Annotated in this window: 14 protein-coding genes; 1 reads left to right on the top strand and 13 read right to left on the bottom strand. The window is 69.7% G+C overall.

Annotation, left to right across the window (positions count from 1 at the left end):
* Nucleotides 1-42 precede the first annotated feature (42 nt).
* The 5 genes from fxsT to ACFQ6X_RS31535 all read right to left on the bottom strand — a co-directional run bounded on the left by fxsT (nucleotide 43) and on the right by ACFQ6X_RS31535 (nucleotide 9,071).
* On the bottom strand, nucleotides 43-3,978 hold the full coding sequence (gene fxsT, locus ACFQ6X_RS31555) for an FxSxx-COOH system tetratricopeptide repeat protein (protein WP_383186510.1): 3,936 nt from the start codon (nucleotides 3,976-3,978) through the stop codon (nucleotides 43-45).
* Nucleotides 3,975-5,321: an FxsC protein gene (fsxC, locus tag ACFQ6X_RS31550; protein ID WP_329212632.1), complete on the bottom strand. Its 1,347-nt coding sequence runs from the start codon at nucleotides 5,319-5,321 to the stop codon at nucleotides 3,975-3,977. The genes fxsT and fsxC overlap by 4 nt, the downstream gene beginning before the upstream one ends.
* A gap of 148 nt (nucleotides 5,322-5,469) precedes the next feature.
* Nucleotides 5,470-7,719, bottom strand: coding sequence for a radical SAM/SPASM protein FxsBH, inactivated beta-hydroxylase extension form (gene fxsBH / locus ACFQ6X_RS31545; RefSeq protein WP_383186508.1), 2,250 nt, complete (start codon nucleotides 7,717-7,719; stop codon nucleotides 5,470-5,472).
* A 55-nt stretch (nucleotides 7,720-7,774) separates the two neighbouring features.
* Nucleotides 7,775-7,948: an FXSXX-COOH protein gene (locus ACFQ6X_RS31540; protein WP_383186506.1), complete on the bottom strand. Its 174-nt coding sequence runs from the start codon at nucleotides 7,946-7,948 to the stop codon at nucleotides 7,775-7,777.
* Between the two features lie 412 nt (nucleotides 7,949-8,360).
* The gene (locus ACFQ6X_RS31535) at nucleotides 8,361-9,071 is read right to left on the bottom strand and encodes a hypothetical protein (RefSeq protein WP_383186504.1); all 711 of its coding nucleotides are present in this window, start codon (nucleotides 9,069-9,071) and stop codon (nucleotides 8,361-8,363) included.
* Between the two features lie 301 nt (nucleotides 9,072-9,372).
* On the opposite strand from ACFQ6X_RS31535, the gene ACFQ6X_RS31530 reads away from it, so the two are divergent.
* Nucleotides 9,373-10,302, top strand: coding sequence for a DUF4231 domain-containing protein (locus ACFQ6X_RS31530; protein ID WP_383186502.1), 930 nt, complete (start codon nucleotides 9,373-9,375; stop codon nucleotides 10,300-10,302).
* A 33-nt stretch (nucleotides 10,303-10,335) separates the two neighbouring features.
* Here the strand turns inward: ACFQ6X_RS31530 and ACFQ6X_RS31525 are convergent, their stop codons facing one another.
* The 8 genes from ACFQ6X_RS31525 to ACFQ6X_RS31490 form a co-directional block, all read right to left on the bottom strand.
* Nucleotides 10,336-10,815 (bottom strand): hypothetical protein, encoded by a 480-nt coding sequence (locus ACFQ6X_RS31525; RefSeq protein ID WP_329212627.1) that lies wholly within the window; start codon nucleotides 10,813-10,815, stop codon nucleotides 10,336-10,338.
* Nucleotides 10,816-10,999: 184 nt separating this feature from the next.
* Nucleotides 11,000-11,899, bottom strand: a complete 900-nt coding sequence (locus tag ACFQ6X_RS31520) for a S1 family peptidase (protein ID WP_383186499.1) — start codon at nucleotides 11,897-11,899, stop codon at nucleotides 11,000-11,002.
* A 268-nt stretch (nucleotides 11,900-12,167) separates the two neighbouring features.
* On the bottom strand, nucleotides 12,168-12,974 hold the full coding sequence (locus tag ACFQ6X_RS31515; RefSeq protein WP_383186497.1) for a DUF1684 domain-containing protein: 807 nt from the start codon (nucleotides 12,972-12,974) through the stop codon (nucleotides 12,168-12,170).
* 4 nt (nucleotides 12,975-12,978) lie between these two features.
* Entirely contained in the window at nucleotides 12,979-14,268 is a 1,290-nt protein-coding gene (locus ACFQ6X_RS31510) for an NtaA/DmoA family FMN-dependent monooxygenase (protein WP_383186495.1), read from the bottom strand.
* Nucleotides 14,265-15,341 (bottom strand): LLM class flavin-dependent oxidoreductase, encoded by a 1,077-nt coding sequence (locus ACFQ6X_RS31505; RefSeq protein WP_383186493.1) that lies wholly within the window; start codon nucleotides 15,339-15,341, stop codon nucleotides 14,265-14,267. Before ACFQ6X_RS31505 ends, ACFQ6X_RS31510 begins: the two co-directional genes overlap by 4 nt.
* Before the next feature lie 17 nt (nucleotides 15,342-15,358).
* A complete protein-coding gene (locus ACFQ6X_RS31500; protein WP_383186492.1) occupies nucleotides 15,359-16,333 on the bottom strand; it encodes an ABC transporter substrate-binding protein in 975 nt (324 codons plus the stop codon).
* Between the two features lie 84 nt (nucleotides 16,334-16,417).
* On the bottom strand, nucleotides 16,418-17,170 hold the full coding sequence (locus ACFQ6X_RS31495; protein ID WP_383186519.1) for an amino acid ABC transporter ATP-binding protein: 753 nt from the start codon (nucleotides 17,168-17,170) through the stop codon (nucleotides 16,418-16,420).
* A 50-nt stretch (nucleotides 17,171-17,220) separates the two neighbouring features.
* Nucleotides 17,221-18,114: an amino acid ABC transporter permease gene (locus tag ACFQ6X_RS31490; RefSeq protein WP_383186490.1), complete on the bottom strand. Its 894-nt coding sequence runs from the start codon at nucleotides 18,112-18,114 to the stop codon at nucleotides 17,221-17,223.
* Between the last annotated feature and the right edge of the window lie 7 nt (nucleotides 18,115-18,121).

The following is an 18,121-nucleotide window of genomic DNA, read 5'->3' as shown; positions in this document are numbered from 1 at the left end:
GTGTCCGTTCGGACACCGCACCCCGGGCCGTGGCAGGCACGGTCACACCGACATCGGTTCCAGTTCGCGCAGGAACCTCGTCTCGTCCCGCGCTATCCGGGTCAGCGGGTGGTCGTCGCCGAGCTGGCGTGCCAGCTCGTCGCCCGTTTCCGCCCGCAGCCCCAGTGCCTCGTCCTTGCGCCCCATCGCGTCGAGGGTGACCGCGAGGTTGGAGGTCATGGCCAGGGTCTCCGGGTGGTGCGCCCCGAGGACCTCCCTGAGCTGGCCGGAGACCTTCCGCTCCGTCTCCAGCACGAGCTCCAGATCGCCGCGCTCGGCCGTCGCGTTGGCCAGGTTCATGACGCAGAACAGGGTGTTCGGGTGCTCGCGGCCGAACACCTCGCGCATCGAGGCGACCACCCGCGTCAGCAGCCTCTCCGACTCCTCCGGCGCACCGGACCCCAAGAGGTACACGCCGAGGTTGTTCTGCGCGGCCAGGGTGTAGGGGTGCTGCTCCCCGGGCACCTTCATGTACTGGTCGACGACCTCCTGAGCGGTGTTCCTGGCCTCGGCCGCCTCGCCTGCCGCGAACAGGTCCGCCGCCAGGTTGAGGTCGCAGGCCAGCGATTCGGGGTTGGCCGAGGTGTACTTGCCCCGGTACCTGGCGCGGGTGGCCACCGTCAGCCTGCGGGCGTCCTCCAGCTGCCCGGCCCTGCGCAGGGAGACCGCGAGGCTCTTCGCGACGCTCAGCGTGGTCGGATAGGTCCGGCCGAGCGTGGACTTGAAGCTGTCGTAAGTGCGGCTGAGCAGACCGACGGAGTCCTCGTACCGTCCGACCTCGCGCAGGTCGCGGGCCAGGTTCATGGCGGAGGACAGGCTGTGCGGGTGCTCCTGTCCCAGCACCTCGGACCGCAGGTCGTAGCAGTCCTGGTCGATCTCCCTGGCGCGGGCGTACTGCCCGATGCTCCGCAGGTTCAGTGCCAGGTTGTTGGCCGCCGCCAGCGTCCTCGGGTGCCGTTCGTGGAAGATCTGCCCGAAGCCCTCATGGGCCTTGGTCGCCAGCTCGATCGCCTTGCCGTAGTCACCGAGCAGCCCCAGGTCGATGGCCAGACTGCTGGTGGTCATGTACGTGTGCGGGTGCTCAGGACCCAGCACCTCCCGCTGCCGCTGGAGGGTGAACTCGTCGAGCTCCTTCGCCTCCACGTACCGGCCGCGGGTGCGCAGGATGTTGGAGATGTGGAAGCAGAGGTACAGGTACTGCAGATCCTGCTCCCCCAGCATCTCCAGCCAGGTCTCGCGCAGTTCGTCGCCGAGCGTGGCCGCGGTCCTGACGTCTCCGCGCTTCCACAGGTAGCGCACCCGGTCGATCAGCAGCCTGCGGGTCTCCGGCTCCTTGCAGTTGCGGGCGTCGGACGGGCCGAGGTGCGGCCAGATCGAGGCGAAGCGGGGCCAGGTCTCCGGGTTGTCGATCGGCTCGTCGCTGTCGGGCCGTGCCCCGGCCAGGATCCGGTGCACGACATGCCGGGCCTCGCGCTGTTCCTCCTCACTGAGCTGGGCCTTGATGACGGCCTGTACGAGGCGGTGGACCTGGATCGAGTTGGAGACCTGGTCGACCTTGGCGAGGGCGAACCGGCCGATCTCCCGGATGACCCGGCCCAGGACCAGCTTCTCCTGGAGCGAGGAGTCGTACGGCTTCAGCGCCTCGATCATCTCCTTGCTGTAGAGGAGGTCCGCGGAGATCGGCTCCGGGGCGAAGAAGGCACAGAGCTGGAGCAGCCGCACCGCTGCCGGCGAGCGCTCCTTGAGGCGTTCGATGGAGATGTTCCAGGTCGCAGCGACGGGCTCCGGGTAACCCGCCGGCTGGTTGAGGGCCAGGACCTGAGGGGCCTGGCGGGCCAGCTGTTCCAGGTAGGTCCCGATGGGGGTGGCGGTCTCCGCGATCCAGGCCGCGGCCTGTTCGACGGCCAGGGGCAGGTCACCTACGGCGGTGGCCACCTGGGCGGCGTCCTCCACGCTCAGCCCCGGGGCCCGGCGCTGGAGGTGCTCGATGGACTCCTCCCGCAGGAAGACGTCGACGGGCAGCGCGTCCCCGTGCTGGGACCACGCCTGGTTCCTCGAGGTGACCAGGATGTGGCCGGAGCCGCCCTGCGGGAAGTAGCGCCTGAGCCGCTCGGGGTCGTCCGCGTTGTCGAAGACCAGCAGCCAGCGGTCCGAGGGCACACCGCGCCGCAGCAGGTCCACGGCCTCCTGCGAGGCCGAGGCCATGTCGTCGCCGCCCTGGGCGCCGAGCCGGACGGCGAGTTCGGCGAGGCTGGCCACCACGTCGTCGGACTGTTCGGACGATATCCACCACACCAGGTCGTAGTCCGCCATGAAGCGGTGCACGTACTCCAGTGCCACCTGGGTCTTGCCGACGCCGCCGAGCCCATACAGCGTCTGCGGCTGCGGCAGCACGACGGCCATGCCGCCGCCGAGCTGGTCCCGCATCCGCTCCAGGACCAGTGAGCGGCCGGTGAAGCCGGGGTTGCGGGGCGGAGCGTTCCAGATCCTCGGCACGGTACCGGGGAAGCGGGGCCCGGGCGAGACCCCGTCGCCGAGCTGGACCGGCCTGTCCAGGGCGCGCATCAGGGCCGTGGTGGCATGGACCTCGTCCAGCCGGAACAGGTCGACCGGGTTGCGGTCGATGTACGGCGCCGAGAGGCGCACATCGGTGACCCTGAGCGGCAGCAGCTGACGCCGCCCGCCACCGGGATCCTCGGAGACCGCCCGGCTCCACAGGTCGACGGCCCGCTGGGACTTGAGGTAGGCGCTGGAGAGCAGCACGACGGTACGGGCCGCGGCCTCGGGCGTGCTGTGCAGGGCGTCCATGGTGGCGGGGTCGGCGGAGACGTCGCGCGGGACCACCCGGAAGCCGGCGCGGGTCAGGACCGATTCGATCCAGTCGGCCCACATGCGGTTCTCCGCCACGTAGCTGAGGAAGAGATCGGCCGGCATGGCGGGGCGGCGCCGGGTGAAGGCGTCGCGGATGCGCAGCCGTACCTCCTCGCCCACCGGCGGCATCGAGGTGATCTCCTGGGCGGTGACGACGGCGGTCAGCCGTTCGAAGGCGGACAGGAGCGAGTTGCTGAGTCCGGCCTCGTCGCCGAAGGTGGCGAGGGTCTCCTCGTACGCGTAGTAGGGGCGGTAGGGGATCTCCACCGCGCCCCAGTAGGCGGTGAGTTCGTCGCCGGAGAGGTCCCGGGGCAGCCGGTCGAACTTCAGCCGGGCCAGGGCCCTGCCCGCGTCGGCCTTCTCCTTCTCGCCCTCGTCGATGCGCATGGGGACGGGGAAGATGGAGATGGGGCGGCCGGTGTAGCGCTCGGCGATCTGCCGGGCGACGGAGGCCGCGCCGTCGATGGACTGGTCGCTGAGGGTGAAGCAGTCGACCAGCACGTCCGGGAGGTGGACGGTGCAGATGTCGGCGATGTCGCTGAGGCCGGTACGGCTGTCGATGAGGACGTAGTCGTAGTTGGCCTTCATGTCGTCGCGCAGCGCGTCGAAGAAGTGCCCGCCGCCCAGGCGGTCGTAGAAGTTGTCCCAGTCGAAGGTGGAGACGGTCGCGGAGTACTCACGGTTCTGGCGGCCCGCGGAGACGAAGTCGAGCGTGCCGCCCTGCGGGAACTCCCAGCCGAGCGCCTCGGGGTTGAGCGAGACCGCGTGCGGCTGGATGCGGGCGTAGTCGCGGTGCCAGTCGTCCGCGCGCTGGGCGGGGTTGGTCGCGGCCCAGGCGTACTCGGTGATCAGGTCGATCACACCGGTGGTGGCACCGAGCGTCGACGGGTCGAGGAAGGGGTGGAAGAACCGGTGGAGCCCGGGGGCTTCCAGGTCCCAGTCGACGGCCAGCACCCGCTTGCCGTTGGCGGCGAGGATCCAGGCGGTGTTGGCCAGGGCCATGGTGCGCCCCGTGCCGCCCTTGTACGAGTAGAAAGTGACGATGCGCCCGTCACGACCGGCTGTCATACGTCCTCCGCATCCGTCGCAGGGTCGTGCATGTCGGGTATGAACTGCGTATTACCCATGGGCCCCATCAGTCGCGTCCGTTCGGTGTGCCGTCCGCCGGTCGCGGGCGGATAGACCGTGGCATGCCTCAGATACTGCTGAGCGGCCACCTCGACCACCTGGGGAAGGATCTGCCCGAACGCCTCCATGGTGGGTACCCCTTTGGCCGCCACCCGGCAGAAGGCCCGCCCCTGCCGCATCTTGGCGGGCATCGTCTGCTCGAGCTTCTCGGTCAGTTCGGCTTCGGCGGCTCTGCTCTGGTGGTCGTCGCGGCACCACGGGACGACCATGGTCACCCAGGGCCGGTTCTCCGCGTCGAAGGCCGCGAGCCGGCGCCGCCGGTCCTCGTCCTGCAGCGCCCAGCGGTCGACCAGGAGTATCTCCGGGGTGCTGGGCGGCTGCTTTCCCTCCAGTTGTCCGGACTCCTCGTCGAACGAGGTGATGACGGCCTGGTAGTTGAGGGAGCGGACCAGTTCCTCGGCGACGTAGGCCAGCGGTTTCGCGGCGGCCGGGTGGTACGGGTTCCAGTCGTGCGGGTTGTCGCCGTAGTAGTCCGGGTTGCGTCCCGCCGGCAGGTCGTGGCGTGTGGGCGCGGCGATGGTGATCTGCATGGGCCGGGGTGCTCCGACACCGCTGCTCGGTGATCCGAAGGCGCTGGGAGCGAGGCGGTAGTCGACCGGCCTCCCGGTGTCGATCTGTACCGCGTCGGCGACGCTGACGATGCGTTTGGCCAGTTCGTAGACGGCCCGCTCGTATTCCTGGGCGAAGAGCCTGAGTTTGATCAGCCCGTAGAGCCCGTCACTGACGTAACGGTCCCCGAAATCACGGTGGTTGAACTGTAACCGCTCTGCTGATCCGGGCAGTTGGTTCGGTGGCACCGGAACCCAGAGCGCCGGAACGATCGCTTCGGCCGGCTGATTCGAGCGGGCCCGGTGGTGGATGGCGCGCTGCTCGAAGGCGTACCACTCCTTGCCGCACATCTCGCTGGCGAAATAGCGGGGCGAGAAGAGCGGTACGAAGACACGGCAGGTGGCGAGCACCCCGCCCAGGCGTTCCGACCAGCCCTCACCGGAACGTATCTCCCGGTCCATGAACCCCGCGGGCGCGCCCGCGGGCAGATCGGTCATGGCCATCACATGACCACAAAGATCTTGGAAAAGCCGTTCGACCCACATATCGGGGTCGGTTCCACCGCCGTACCCCGGTGTGTGCGCGTAACTCAGAAAGAAGTACGGCCGATGGTCCGCCGCTCGCTGCTGCGTCGATGCGTGCACACGACCCCCGTCCTGTGTGAGCACCCGCATCCCAGGACTTTGGAGAGGGTGCGAGCGAATTCATCATTCCGGAGCGGACCTTGCTCCACCCCCATGGCGTTCGGTCAATCAACGCCGCTTTTCAGTCATCCATACCCAGGTTCATACGGTGCCTTCGTGATTCACAGCAATCCTGTGGCTATTCGGCCCACTTGTCCCGTGTTTCCTTCATCTCCTCCGTGAGCACCCCGACGAGCCGCCTTCCCGCGACAGTGGGCTCGGCCGCTGTCCCGATCATGTCGAGTGCCTGTTCCACACCCTCCATGTAATGGGGATCAAGAGCGGCGACTGCCACCCGTTCATAGGTATCGGCCAGCAGCCGGGAAAACGGAACCAATTCCTCCGACCATGGCAGGCGATGTTCCCAGGCACCGTCCGACGCATAAAGATCGGTGATGTCGAGAATGGCCCGCAACGTGGTCCGCCGGAGTCCGCGCACCAGTCCGAGCGCCAGTTCCTTCGCGTCATCCGTCACCGGGAGTCCGATCGCCCCGTGGCCGCGGCGCCGCTCCTCGCTCCGCCCCGTGGTGAGCGGCGTCAGCGTCGTCGGACCGGCTCCCGCCGCCGCGGCCGTGGCGGGCGCCGACGCCTCCAGCAGCTCCCAGGCCTCCGCGAGACCGGCGCCCCACGCCTGGGCCTTTGCCTGTCCGAGCCGGGGCGCGGCCGGAGCGCCGAAGCAGTCCCGGTACGGGTCGAGGTCCTCGAGCACGAAGGGGGGTGTGCGGTCCTGGCCGAGGAGGCGCACCGGAAGCCAGTCGGGTTGCTCGCCCGGGCTGTCCGTCACGATCCGCCACTCGGCCCCGCCGCCGTCCGCCCACGCCACGAACCCGTCGTCCGTGGCCCGCACCAGGACCGTGCCGGCCTGCCCGGCCCCACCGGTCCGCAGCTCGCCGAGCGTGGGCAGATAGAGCCTGCCGTCCCGGTACGGAACCTGCGCCGTCAGAGGGAGACCCGCCCGTACCGCGGCTGCCGCGGCGTAGGCCGGGAACCTCAGGGCGTCGTCGACCGCTCCGGGCCGTCCCGCGTGCAGGCCATCGAGCGCGTCCAGCAGCCAGGTCCGGGTGTACGGATGGGCCAGGACCCGGTCGAGCGCCGAGGCGCCCTCCTCCGTGGACTCGAGCACCGCCGCCAGCTCCCAGGCCTCGTCCCATCGCGCCCCGCCGCGGCCGTCCAGCTCGGCATGGAGCCCGGCGAGCAGGGTGCGGGTCAGGTCCTGCTGCTCGGCGGCCAGTTCCCGCGGGTCGGTCACCGCCGGGGTGACCGTGAGGTGCGCGGTACGTGTCTCGATGCCGCGCACCAGCGCTTCCAGGTCATGGCAGTACACGGACGGGTTGTCGAAGTCGGTGGCCGAGCTGTAGCGGTGCGTGTAGAGCCCTCCACCGCACGAACGTACGACGGGGCAACGGCGGCACGTCTCGCTGACGCCCGCCAGCCCGAGCTGCCTCGCCCGCACTCCGGGGTGGGCGGCGACATCGTCGAAGGAGTGCGAGAAGACGTCGAATCCCGTGGCCGCGGCACCCTCGTACGCACTCTTGAGCGAATCCACCTGCTCCAGCTGGCCGTCGGTCTCGACCACCACCAGATCGGTGGGTGCGAGGCCCAGGGACTCGGTGAGGCTGGGGCCCCCGCTCAGGGTGGAGAGCACCGAGGAGAAGAGGCGTACCGGCAGCCGGTGTTCCGGATCCTGCTCCTGCCAGCGGTCGAAGACCGCGAGGAGCCAGTCGGCATAGGCGGTGGGCGAGCCGTCCGGCCGCAGCGGGGGATCGTCCCAGGTGGCATGCGGCAGAAGGAAGTCGACACGGGGCGGTTCGAGCTCGGCGAGCGCATCGAACACGGCGACCGGGTCGTTCCGGATGTCGATGGTGCACAGGAGCCCGAGGTCCAGGTGGCGGTAGCGCTCCTGACGGAGCAGATCCACGGCTCTGAGAACCTGCGGATGGCTCGTACGCCCGTTGGCGAAGCGGCGGTGACGGTCGTTCGCCGCGCGATCGCCGTCCAGCGAGATGCCGACCCTGACGTGGAACTCGTCGAAGAGGTCGAGGTAGCGGGGGCTGAGCTGGACACCGTTGGTGTGAATCCTGAGGTCCAGCTCAGCGACACCGTTCATCGCCGATGTGAGCTCCTCGCAGACACGACGCAGTTGCGCGGGCCCGGCCAGGAGTGGCTCTCCTCCATGCAGGATCACTGACATCGAATCGAGCGCATGCGCCGAGGCATGCTCGGCCAGTCGTCGGGCTGTCCATGAAATAGCTTCGTCAGAGATCGTTTTCGGGCGGGTACGCCAGCTCTGATCTGCGTGTTCATAGATATAGCAATGGTCACAGGCGAGATCGCACCTGCTGTGCACCTTCAGTACGATCTCGCGAAAAGGGACCAGGGGTCCTGTCATTCTCCCAGTCTAGCCACGCCAGGACCCCTCTCGGAGCTCGGAGCGGAAGCTTGGCTCAGAGCGCAGAGCTGAAGCTCGACGTCTGGACAGGACGACCCACGGGCGTGCCGAATACCCGGCCGAGCTTCCTGGATGCCTCGATGCTGCGTGCATCGATCTCGGCAAGCGCCACACGACTCTTCTTCGTGTGGTCGGAGGCAGAGGCGGGGGAGGTTTCGTAGGTCTTCACGGCCGTCCTTGAGGGTCCTTGGAGGGGGTGTTTTCGGACACCGACTCGGGCGTCGGAGTCCGCATATTCAGCACGACTTTACTCCCAACCAGCCCCTCCCACACGCCGCCCTGACGTGAAACCTTGCGGTAATGGAGCATTTCGGAGAAGGAAATGCCGGCCGGGGTTCGCCCACCTGGGTGATGAATGAATCCGCAGGCCAAAGCGCCTGCGGCCGGGCCCGCTCCCGCGGCCGCCGCGGAGGCCACCGCTCCGCGGGTCCCGCACGGACCGGGAGCACTCCCGGGGTCGACTTCAGGACACTCCCAGGACAACACACGTTCACTTCCGACCCGTTCACCCGTCCGGTGGTTCCGGGTGACCGGCCCTGCGGGTGAACGGTCTGCCCGGCCGCTCGCGGCGGGGACGACAGTCAGTCGAGCGGAGCGTGGACAACCCCTCGCGCACTCTTCATGCAGTCCCCGATGCGCTCATGGCTGTCGCCCACCACGTCGGTCACCCGCACGCGTACGTACAGCGCGTCGACCTTGTCGACGAATCTCTTCGAGAAGGCGCCCACCAGCACCGTCTCGTAGCTTCCGGTCCCCACCAGGGGGAAGCCCCGGCCGAACTCGACGAGCTGGAAGTCCTCGGCCACGACCAGCCCGGCCGCGGTCAGTTCGGCCACGGCCTCGGAGACGTCGACCCAGGGGGCGGCGCCGGACTCGGTCTCCCCCGCCAGCACCACCCGGCAGTCGAAGGCCTCGATCGCCGCGATGTGCTGACCGCCGTTCAGTATGCCCACCCGCCACGCCTGCGCGTCCGCCTTGAGGAGCCCCTTGGCCCAGGCTCCCCGCCAGCCCAGATAGGGCCGGACGGTGCGGGCGTACTGGGCCCTGGCCAGTACGGCACCGACCGCGACGGCCAGCAGGCTCCCCAGCGCCTCCATCTCGAGCAGCTGGAGACGCCACGGCCACTCGGTCCGCGCGTCGGCGGTCACATTGGCACGGACCGCCTCCCAGAACAGGACGAGGACCAGCAGCCCGAGCAGTACCAGCGGCGCGGTGAAGAGCAGGGGGCTCCGGCGGACCCTGCGCTGGGCCTCGGACGGCGGATCGATAGGGCGCCTGCCTGCGTTGTTCACACTGTCTCCCCCCGTGGCAGGCGAGGCCCGGCTGCCGCTCCCTCGGGTCAACTCGCCTGTATACATGCCCAGTTGTCAGACCCTCTCATAGAGCGGCGGATCTCACGAGAGCGTCCTGCGCGCACGGTCCGGCCGGGAGGCGCCATTGCAGTCTGCGGGGAGGCGACCCTACTCTCATGGCCCCGGCAGGCCTCGGCGCACGCGACCTCCTGAGCCCCGGGCCAGCACACCCGGTCGGGCCCGCGGTCGGACCGGCCGTACGACCGACGGAGCATGCCCACAACTGCACACGGGGGTGAACATGACGGCGATTCCCGGGCCACTTCAGTCCATGGTCTTCCGGAGCGAGGACCTTCCGGCGCTCTTCCACCACACGGACGCCATCGCCATCGCACGCCAGCGGGAGGCGGTCAACACCACCCGCGGGCAGCTGATCCTGCTCGTCCTCGGCACCGTTCCCGGTGCTCTTCCCTGGCACGTCGAAGTCGGCGACTCGTTCCAACTCCTCGACTCCGTAGCCGTACTGGCATACCTAGGGGTCCTGGTCACGACGTATCTCGCCTCGCGGCGCAAGGCCAAGTCGCACTGGCAGCTCAACCGGTCGGCCGCGGAGTACATCAAGTCCAACTGCTGGCGCTACGCGGTCCACGGCTCGCCGTTCGACACCGGCACGCACCATCCGGAAGCCGTGTTCGCCAACCGGCTCGAGGACGGTCTTCAGGAGCTGAGGAAGGTGGGGTGGGACGACCCCCGGGAGGAAATGACGGACGCGGGCGGCGGACTCATCACCGAGTCCATGCGCGAGTTACGGGACAAGGCCTTCACGGTGCGCAAGGAGACATACATCCGAGACCGGTTGATCGAGCAGCGGCGCTGGTACCGCAGGCGCCGGCAGGTCTCCCGGCGCGGTGCGTTCGTCTGGACGAGCACGATCGCCGCACTGACACTGCCCGCCCTGGTCCTCGCCCTGCTGCAGGCATTCGGCACCGCCGGGTCCTTCGCGCTGACGGGGTCGCTGTCCGCCGCCGCTGCGGCCTGTCTCGCCTGGAACGAGATGCGCCGCCATCACCCGCTGGTCTCCGCGCACTCGCTGGTGGAGGACGATCTGGAGAACATGCAGGCGGCGATGGAGACCACCCTGACGGAGCGGCAGTGGGCGGCCGCCGTCTTCGAGACCGAGCGGATCGTCTCCCCCGAGCACACGGACTGGCTGGTCAGACACCGGATGTGAGTCCACACCAGGCCCATCCCGTGCGCAGAGCGCTCAGGCCCGCTCCACGCCGTCGCGCCAGATGACCGTGACCGGCCGGCCGAGGCTCCGGGCGTACGTCACGATGTCGCCGGTGCCGCCCAGGCCGCGTGCGGGCCGGCCGTCCCACACCGCGAGCAGCCGGTCGCAGTGGTCGGCGATGTAGGCGCCCGCCGCGTAGTAGGCCTCGTCGGTGGAGTGCGGGTAGTCCAGCCGGACCTCGCGGGCCGCGCGGGCCTTGAGCATCCGGTAGCGCGCGAGGTCGGCCTCGTCGGCGAAGCCCGCCTCGTAGTCCCCGCTGGGGATCACCACGGTCAGCTCCGCACCGCAGGCCAGCGCGAGGTCGGCGAAGAGCTGGTCGGCTCCGACCGCCAGGCTGGAGAGGGCCTCCTTGGAGCCTTCGAGGCCGCACAGTGCCGCCCGCATCCCTTCCAGGACGTGCGCGTAGGCCTCCTGGGGGATGGATCGGTGACCGGTCACTCCGATGCGTTTCACGGACCTGGAACCCCCTGGGAGTCTGTGGGGGCCCGGAGGGCATCCCTCCGGACAGCGCAGCGTCCGCCCCCGTGGTGCCTCTGCGACCGACCGTCCTGACATCCTCTCAAAAGCCGCGGACCGAAGGGGAGCCCCCGCCGGGAATCGGCGGGGGCTCGCGGGCGTACGGCCGTGCCCGGCCTTGTCAGAACACGCTGACGCCGTAGGCGCTCAGCGCTTCGGTGACCGGCTGGAAGAAGGTCGTTCCGCCGGAGCTGCAGTTGCCGCTGCCGCCCGAGGTGAGACCGATCGCCCGGGTTCCCGAGTAGAGCGGGCCGCCGGAGTCGCCGGGCTCGGCGCACACGTTGGTGCGGATCATGCCGTAGACGATGTCCCCGCCGCCGTAGTTGACCGTGGCGTTGAGGCCGGTGACGGAGCCGCTGTGGATGCCGGTGGTGGAACCGCGGCGGGTGACGGACATGCCGACCGTGGCGTTGGCGGCGCTGGTGATGTCCTGGCTGCCCACGGTGCCCGACTTGGTGACCGAGGTGTTGGTGTACCGCACGATGCCGTAGTCGTTGGTCGGGAAGCTGGAGCCCGAGGTGGTGCCGAGGACGGTGGTGTGCCCCGAGTTGGACCACCAGGTGCCGGCGCCGTCGGTGCAGTGCCCGGCCGTCAGGAAGTAGTAGGTGCTGCCGCTGCGGACGTTGAAGCCGAGGGAGCAGCGCCAGCTGGTGGCGTAGATGGCGTCGCCGCCGGAGATCAGCTTGCTGAACGTTCCGGGGGTGCGCTCGATGTCGAGGGCGCCCGCGTTGGCTCCGGCGGACTCCTTGATCCGGTTGATCTCCGCCTTCGAGACGGTGCTGTCCACCGTGACGACGAGGCGCTTGGTCGCGGGGTCGATGTTCCAGGCGGTACCGGCGATGTCGGCGCCGAGTACGGCGTCCTGGGCGGCGGTGAGCTGGTTGGCGCTGTACGTCCCGGTCGAGTTGGCGTTGGCCGCGGGGACGGCGAGTGCAGCGACGGCGACAAGGCCTGCGGAGACGGCGATGATCCTGCTGCGTCTCGCTGTGCCGCTGCGGGGGGTGGTGCGCTTGATCCTCACTTTTCGTTCCTCCCGAGGGGAATCGGGGGCCCGCCTGTGGGGTGGCCGGACCCGTGAGGCGCAGTCAGCGGGCACGTCCGAAATCCGAAAGCGTTCGAATTCCGGATGCTCCGTGCCCCTGACAAGCGCTGCTCGGGAGTATTGGGTGCGTCAACTCGCCGCGCAAGGGCGCCTTTCGGCCGCCACGGGCGCGCGGCGGAGACGGCCCCGGCAGCTCTGTGGCTGACGGGGCCGGATGGCAGGGCCGCTGCGTCGCCGGTGGGACGGATCAGGCGTCGATGCGGTTCCGCTCCCCCGCCGGAACCGCGACGGCGAGGGTGTTGCCGGGCGGCGGGAAGGGGCAGATGAAGTGGTCGGCGAAGGCGCAGGGCGGCAGCAGCGCACGGTTGAGGTCGACCCTGACCTTGCCGTCCGCGTCCGGGGCCTCGGGCCGCAGGAAGCGGAAGCGGTAGCTGCTGTCTCCGCTGGTGGCATCGGCGAAGACGGCCCAGAGCGAGCCGTCGGGCTCGACCGCGACCTGGAGCGTGTGCTCCGCGCCGTCCAGCTCGAAGGCGATCTCGCCGCCGAGACCCAGCCCGCGCTCACGTCCGTCGGCGTTCGCCACCCGGACGGTGCGGTCGGAGCCGTACGGGCGGAAGGTGCCCTCCAGCGACCAGCGCGCGTCGTACGGGGTGGCGTCGATGGTGCGGAAGGAGTGCCGTGCGGGTGACTGGGGGTCGAAGTCCCGTACCGCCCACAGGCCTTCGCGGCTCAGGACGACCAGCCTGCGCTCGCCCTGCGCCACCCGGGACGTGTCGATCGGCCCGCGGTCGGCGCCCAGGCGGACCTCGCCGTCCAGCGGTTTTGCGTCGACGGTCAGCCCGTCCTCGGCGGCGGCGGTGAGCACCACCTCGTCGCCGTCCTCACGCCACTGCCCCGGCACGGCCGGAATTCGACCGTCCGGGTGGTCGGAGAGCCAGTGGGTGCCCGTGAGGGAGAGCGGGCCGTGGGGTGCCGCCACCGCGACGATGCGCTCCTCGTGCCACCGCTGCCAATCCTGGAAGTCCTGGCTGCCCTGCTGTACGTCCGTGCTCATGTGATCAACCTTTCCACACCGGCTCGGCCAGACCAAGGTGCGACCGGAGGGTGGAGCCGGTGTATTCGGAGCGGAAGGCTCCGCGTTCCTGGAGGAGCGGGACGACCCGGTCGACGAAGTCGTCGAGGCCGCCCGGTGTGAGGTGCGGTACGAGGATGAAGCCGTCGGCCGCGCCGGTGGAGACGAACGTCTCCAGTTCGGCGGCCACCGACTGCGGGGAGCCGATGAAGGACTGCCGGGCCGTGGACTCGATGACCGTCTGACGGATGGACAGCCCCTTGGCCGCCGACAGGGCGCGCCACCTGGCGGCGACGGCCAGCGGATCGGCGACCCGGACCCTGCCCTTGACCAGCCCTGAATCGGGGTCCGGCTCGATGTCGGGCAGGGGGCCGTCGGGGTCGTACGAGGAGAGGTCGCGGCCCCAGACCTGTTCGAGGGCGAGAATGGCGTTCTGCGGGGAGACCTGTTGCCGGCGGATCTCGGCAGCGTTCTGCTGTGCCTCCGCGTCGGTGTCGCCGAGGACGACGGTGACTCCGGGCATGATCTTCAGGTCGTCGGGCCGCCTGCCGTACTTCGCCAGCCGCTCCTTGACATCGGTGTAGAAGACCCGTCCCGCCTCCAGGGTGCCGTGCCGGGTGAAGATGACGTCGGCGGCCGACGCGGCGAACTCCCGGCCTTCGTCGGAGTCCCCGGCCTGGATGACCACGGGGTGCCCCTGCGGGGAGCGGGGGACGGTGAACTCCCCGGAGACCTCGAAGTGCTGTCCGGAGTGCGCGAACGGACGGGACGTCCCGTCCGGTGCCCAGGAGTCCCACAACTCCCGTGCGGTGGCGACAAATTCGGCGGCGCGGGTGTAGCGGTCCGCGCGGTCGAGGTAGCCGCCGCGGCGGAAGTTCTCCCCGGTGAAGGCGTCGGAGGAGGTCACGACGTTCCAGGCGGCGCGCCCGTCACTGAGGTGGTCGAGCGTGGCGAGGCGACGGGCGAGTTCGTACGGCTCGTTGAACGTGGCGTTGACCGTGGCCGCGAGGCCGAGCCGGTCGGTGACGGCGGCCAGCGCGTTCAGGACGGTGAGGGACTCCGGGCGGCCGACCACGTCCAGGTCGTGGATCCGGCCGTTGTGTTCACGCAGCCGCAGTCCCTCGGCGAGGAAGAAGAAGTCGAACCGGCCGCGTTCCGCGGTTCTGGCCAGATGCTCGAAGGAGGCGAAGTCGATCTGGCTCCGGGAGCGGGGATCCGCCCACACGGTGGTGCTGTTGACGCCGGGGAAGTGGGCGGCGAGGTGCATCTGCTTCATGAGGTCGCCCCCGAAGTCCTCGCGTGCGCGTAGCGGTTGGCCGGGCGGGCCAGGCCGAGGTGCTCGCGCAGTGTGCCCCCCGGATAGAAGGTACGGAAGAGGCTGCGGTGCTGGAGCAGGGCCACGGTGCCGTTGACGATCCTTTCGAGGTCGCGCTCGGGGGTGATGGGGGTGAGGTGGAAGCCGTCGACGGCCCCGCCCCGGTGCCACTGGGTGATGAGTTCGGCGAGGTCGACCGGGCCGCCCCGGAAGTAGGTCCCCCGCCCGGCGAGCTGCGGGCCGCTCTCCAGCCCCGGTTCCGGTGCCGTCTCCGCGTCCCCGAGGTCGACGGTGAGGGCGACCAGCACCCGCAGTGTGTCGGGATCGCGGCCGTGCGCCGCGGCGATGCGACGCACATCCGCGCGAAGGGAGGCCGCCTGCTCGGGCGAGGTGGCCCGTACGTACACGACGTCGGCGTACCGCGCGGCGGACTCCCGGGCCGGGCCGCCCGTGCCGTCGAAGACGGTGACGGGCCTGCCCTGCGGTGGCCGGGGCACGATGGCCGGGCCCCGTACGGAGAAGGTGCTGCCCTCGAAGTCGACGTAGTGCAGCTTGTCGCGGTCGATGAAGCGGCCGGTGGCGACGTCCCGGATCTCCGCGTCGTCCTCCCAGCTGTCCCACAGCCGCGCTCCGACGTCGGCGGTCTCGCCGGCCTCCTGCCACAGGGCGGCGGCGGGTGCGGCATCGCGCCGGCCGAACAGCCGGGCCTCGGCCTCGGTCGTCGACACGTCGGCGTGCCAGCCGGCACGGCCCGAGCTGACCCAGTCGAGGGTGGCGACGGCGGACGAGACGTGGAAGGGCTCGGTGTGGGTGGTGGTGACGGTCGGTACGAGACCGATCCGGGTGGTGGCCGGGGCGACCCGGGCGAGCACGGCGAGCGCGTCCGGGCCCGGCCGGGCGAAGGAGTCGCCGAGGGTGACGAAGTCGAGCGCGCCCTGCTCGGCGAGGCGGGCGAGCGCGACGTGGGAGGCGGCGTCGTAACGCGGCGGACCGCCGATCTCGGCGGCCAGATGGAGTGGCCTGGTGGCAGACATTGCGGGACCTCTCGGGGTCAGTTCTTGGTCTTGGGGAGGCCGGGCGGGTTGATCTCCGACTTCTCGACGGCCTCGCTGGACAGCCCCCAGCGCTTCAGCACCTTGGCGTAGGAGCCGTCCTGGACGATGTGGTCGATCGCCGCGCCGTAGGCCTCGACCAGGCCGCTGTCCTTCTTCGTGGTGACGGCGATCTTCCCCTGGACCCCGTCACCGCCGCCGGAGAGCGTGCCGATGATCTCGGACTGGCCGGCCGCCGCGACGTGGTAGTTGGCCGAGGGGCTCGGGCCGAGGTAGGCGTCGATGCGGCCCGACTGCAGGGCCAGGTAGTAGTCGGTGTCCTTCTGGAAGTACTTGATCTCCACCGGCTTCCGGCCGGCCCGGACGTTCTGCTCGCTCCAGTCGACGAGGATCTTCTCCTGGTTGGTGCCCGAGGCGACGGAGATCGTCTTCCCCGCCACGTCCTCGGGGGCCTTCACCTTCCAGCCGGAGCCCTTCTTTGCCTCGAAGGCGAGGTTGTCGAGCCGGTAGGTGGCGAAGTCGTACTTCTCCTTGCGCTCCTCGGTCACGGTGACGTTGGACAGGACGCCGTCGAACTTGGAGCTGTCGAGGCCGACGAAGAGGTTCTCCCAGGAGACCTCGTCGAACTGCGGCTTCAGCCCGAGCGTGTCGGCGATCAGGGTCGCTATGTCGATCTCGCTGCCGATCCGGGTCTTGTCGTCGGTCGCGTAGAAGCCGAGCGGGGGTGAGGCGTCGGCGCTCGCGCCGAGGCGGAGCGTGCCGCGCTCGCGGACGGCGGCGGGCACCTTCGCGGCGATGGCGTCGACCTTCTTGCCCCTGATCCTCTTCTGGTCCGGCCCGATGTTGATCCCGGTGTCCTTCTCCCCCTCGGGACGGACCACGTCGGTGGCGGCGTCGCTGGTGCCGCAGGCGGTGAGCAGGCCGGCGGCGGTGAGAGTGGCGAGGGCGACGGAGAGGGTGCGGCGGACGGACACGTGACTGCTCCTTGACTGCGGGGACACGGACGGCAGGACCTGCGAGGACACGGACTGCCAGGGCATGGACTGCGGGGGCATGGCTCAGAGGACCTTGGAGAGGAAGGCGCGGGTGCGTTCCTGGACGGGGCGGTCGAGTACGTCGGCGGGCGGCCCCTGCTCGACGATCCGCCCCTCGTCCATGAACACGACGGTGTCGGCGACCTCCCGGGCGAAGCCGATCTCGTGCGTGACGACGATCATCGTGGTGCCCTGGTGCGCCAGGTCCTTGATGACGTCGAGGACCTCGCCGACGAGTTCGGGGTCGAGCGCCGAGGTCGGCTCGTCGAACAGCAGCAGCTTCGGTTCGAGGGCGAGCGCACGGGCGATGGCGACGCGCTGCTGCTGACCGCCGGAGAGCTGTTTGGGGTACGCCCCCGACTTGTCGGCGAGCCCGACCCGGGCGAGGAGGGTCTCTGCCGAGGCGACGGCGTCCTTGCGGGTGCGGCCGAGTGCCGCGACCGGGGCCTCGATGATGTTCTCGAGGACGGTCAGGTGCGGGAAGAGGTTGAAGTTCTGGAAGACGAAGCCGATCTGGGTGCGCTGGCGCAGGACCTCGCGTTCGCGGAGCTCGTACAGCTTGTTGCCGGACCGGCGGTAGCCGACCAGGGTGCCGTCGACGCTGATCCAGCCCTGGTCGACCTTCTCCAGGTGGTTGATGGTGCGCAGGAGGGTGGACTTCCCCGAGCCGGAGGGGCCGAGGACGACGGTCACCTCTCCCGCCCGTACGGACAGGTCGATGCCGCGGAGCACTTCGAGGGAGCCGAAGCTCTTGTGCACGGCGCGGATCTCGACCATGGCGTCCGCGGTGTTCGCGGGTGCGTCCTTGGATACAGCGGTGGGTGCGCTCATCGCACGGCCCCCTTGGCGTAGTGACGTTCGACGTAGTACTGGAGGACGGAGAGCACGGTGGTCAGGAGGATGTACCAGACCGTGGCGACCATCAGCAGGGGCACGACCCTGCCGTTGCGGCCGTAGACGACCTGGACCTGGTAGAAGAGTTCGCCGATCGCCATGACGGAGACGATCGAGGTGCCCTTGAAGAGGGAGATGATCTCGTTGGCCGCGTTCGGCAGGATGGAGCGCATCGCCTGCGGCAGCACGATCCGCCGCAGCTGCCGCAGCCGGGGGATCCCGAGGGCGGCCGCTGCTTCCAACTGGCCGCTGTCCACGGCCAGTACGCCGCCCCGGACGATCTCCGCGGCGTAGGCCGCCTGGTGCAGCGCGAGTCCGAGGACGGCCGCGCTCATCGCTCCGACGAGGTTCATCGTGTCGAAGGAGAGGAAGCCGGGCCCGAACGGGATGCCGAACTGCAGCTCCTTGTAGAGGTAGGCGAGGTTGAACCAGAACAGCAGCTGGACGATGAGCGGGATCGACCGGAACGCCCAGATGTAGGCGTACGCGACCGCCCTGAGGAACGGGCTGGCCGACAGCCGCATGAAGGCGAGGACGATGCCGAGCGCGAAGCCGAGGACCGTTCCGTAGAAGGTCAGCTGGAGGGTGACCCAGACCGCCTTGAGGATGGTCTCGGTCGTGAAGAACTGGGCGAAGACGTCCCATTCCCAACCGGGGTTGGTGATCAGCCCGTTCAGGAACTGGGCGAGCAGTACCGCGGTGGCCGCGACGGCGACCCAGCGCCAGGGATGGCGCAGGGGGACGACGGTCAGCTCGGCGAAGCCCCCGTCGTGCGGGGGTGTTCGTACGGTCTCTTTGTCGATGGGTGGATCACTGGTCAGGGGCATTCGGATT

It is taken from the genome of Streptomyces sp. NPDC056452 (assembly GCF_042796085.1).
In the GTDB taxonomy this organism is placed as follows: domain Bacteria; phylum Actinomycetota; class Actinomycetes; order Streptomycetales; family Streptomycetaceae; genus Streptomyces.
The sequence above is the reverse complement of the archived record's forward strand: the minus strand, read 5'-3'. Positions and strand labels throughout refer to the sequence as shown.

What these genes read in the sequence shown, in the direction of transcription:
- fxsT (WP_383186510.1), bottom strand. Translation starts at nt 3,978, where the DNA reads ATGACAGCCGGTCGTGACGGGCGCATCGTCACTTTCTACTCGTACAAG.
- fsxC (WP_329212632.1), bottom strand. Translation starts at nt 5,321, where the DNA reads ATGCGGGTGCTCACACAGGACGGGGGTCGTGTGCACGCATCGACGCAG.
- fxsBH (WP_383186508.1), bottom strand. Translation starts at nt 7,719, where the DNA reads ATGACAGGACCCCTGGTCCCTTTTCGCGAGATCGTACTGAAGGTGCAC.
- ACFQ6X_RS31530 (WP_383186502.1), top strand. Translation starts at nt 9,373, where the DNA reads ATGACGGCGATTCCCGGGCCACTTCAGTCCATGGTCTTCCGGAGCGAG.
- ACFQ6X_RS31515 (WP_383186497.1), bottom strand. Translation starts at nt 12,974, where the DNA reads ATGAGCACGGACGTACAGCAGGGCAGCCAGGACTTCCAGGATTGGCAG.
- ACFQ6X_RS31510 (WP_383186495.1), bottom strand. Translation starts at nt 14,268, where the DNA reads ATGAAGCAGATGCACCTCGCCGCCCACTTCCCCGGCGTCAACAGCACC.
- ACFQ6X_RS31505 (WP_383186493.1), bottom strand. Translation starts at nt 15,341, where the DNA reads ATGTCTGCCACCAGGCCACTCCATCTGGCCGCCGAGATCGGCGGTCCG.
- ACFQ6X_RS31495 (WP_383186519.1), bottom strand. Translation starts at nt 17,170, where the DNA reads ATGGTCGAGATCCGCGCCGTGCACAAGAGCTTCGGCTCCCTCGAAGTG.
- ACFQ6X_RS31490 (WP_383186490.1), bottom strand. Translation starts at nt 18,114, where the DNA reads ATGCCCCTGACCAGTGATCCACCCATCGACAAAGAGACCGTACGAACA.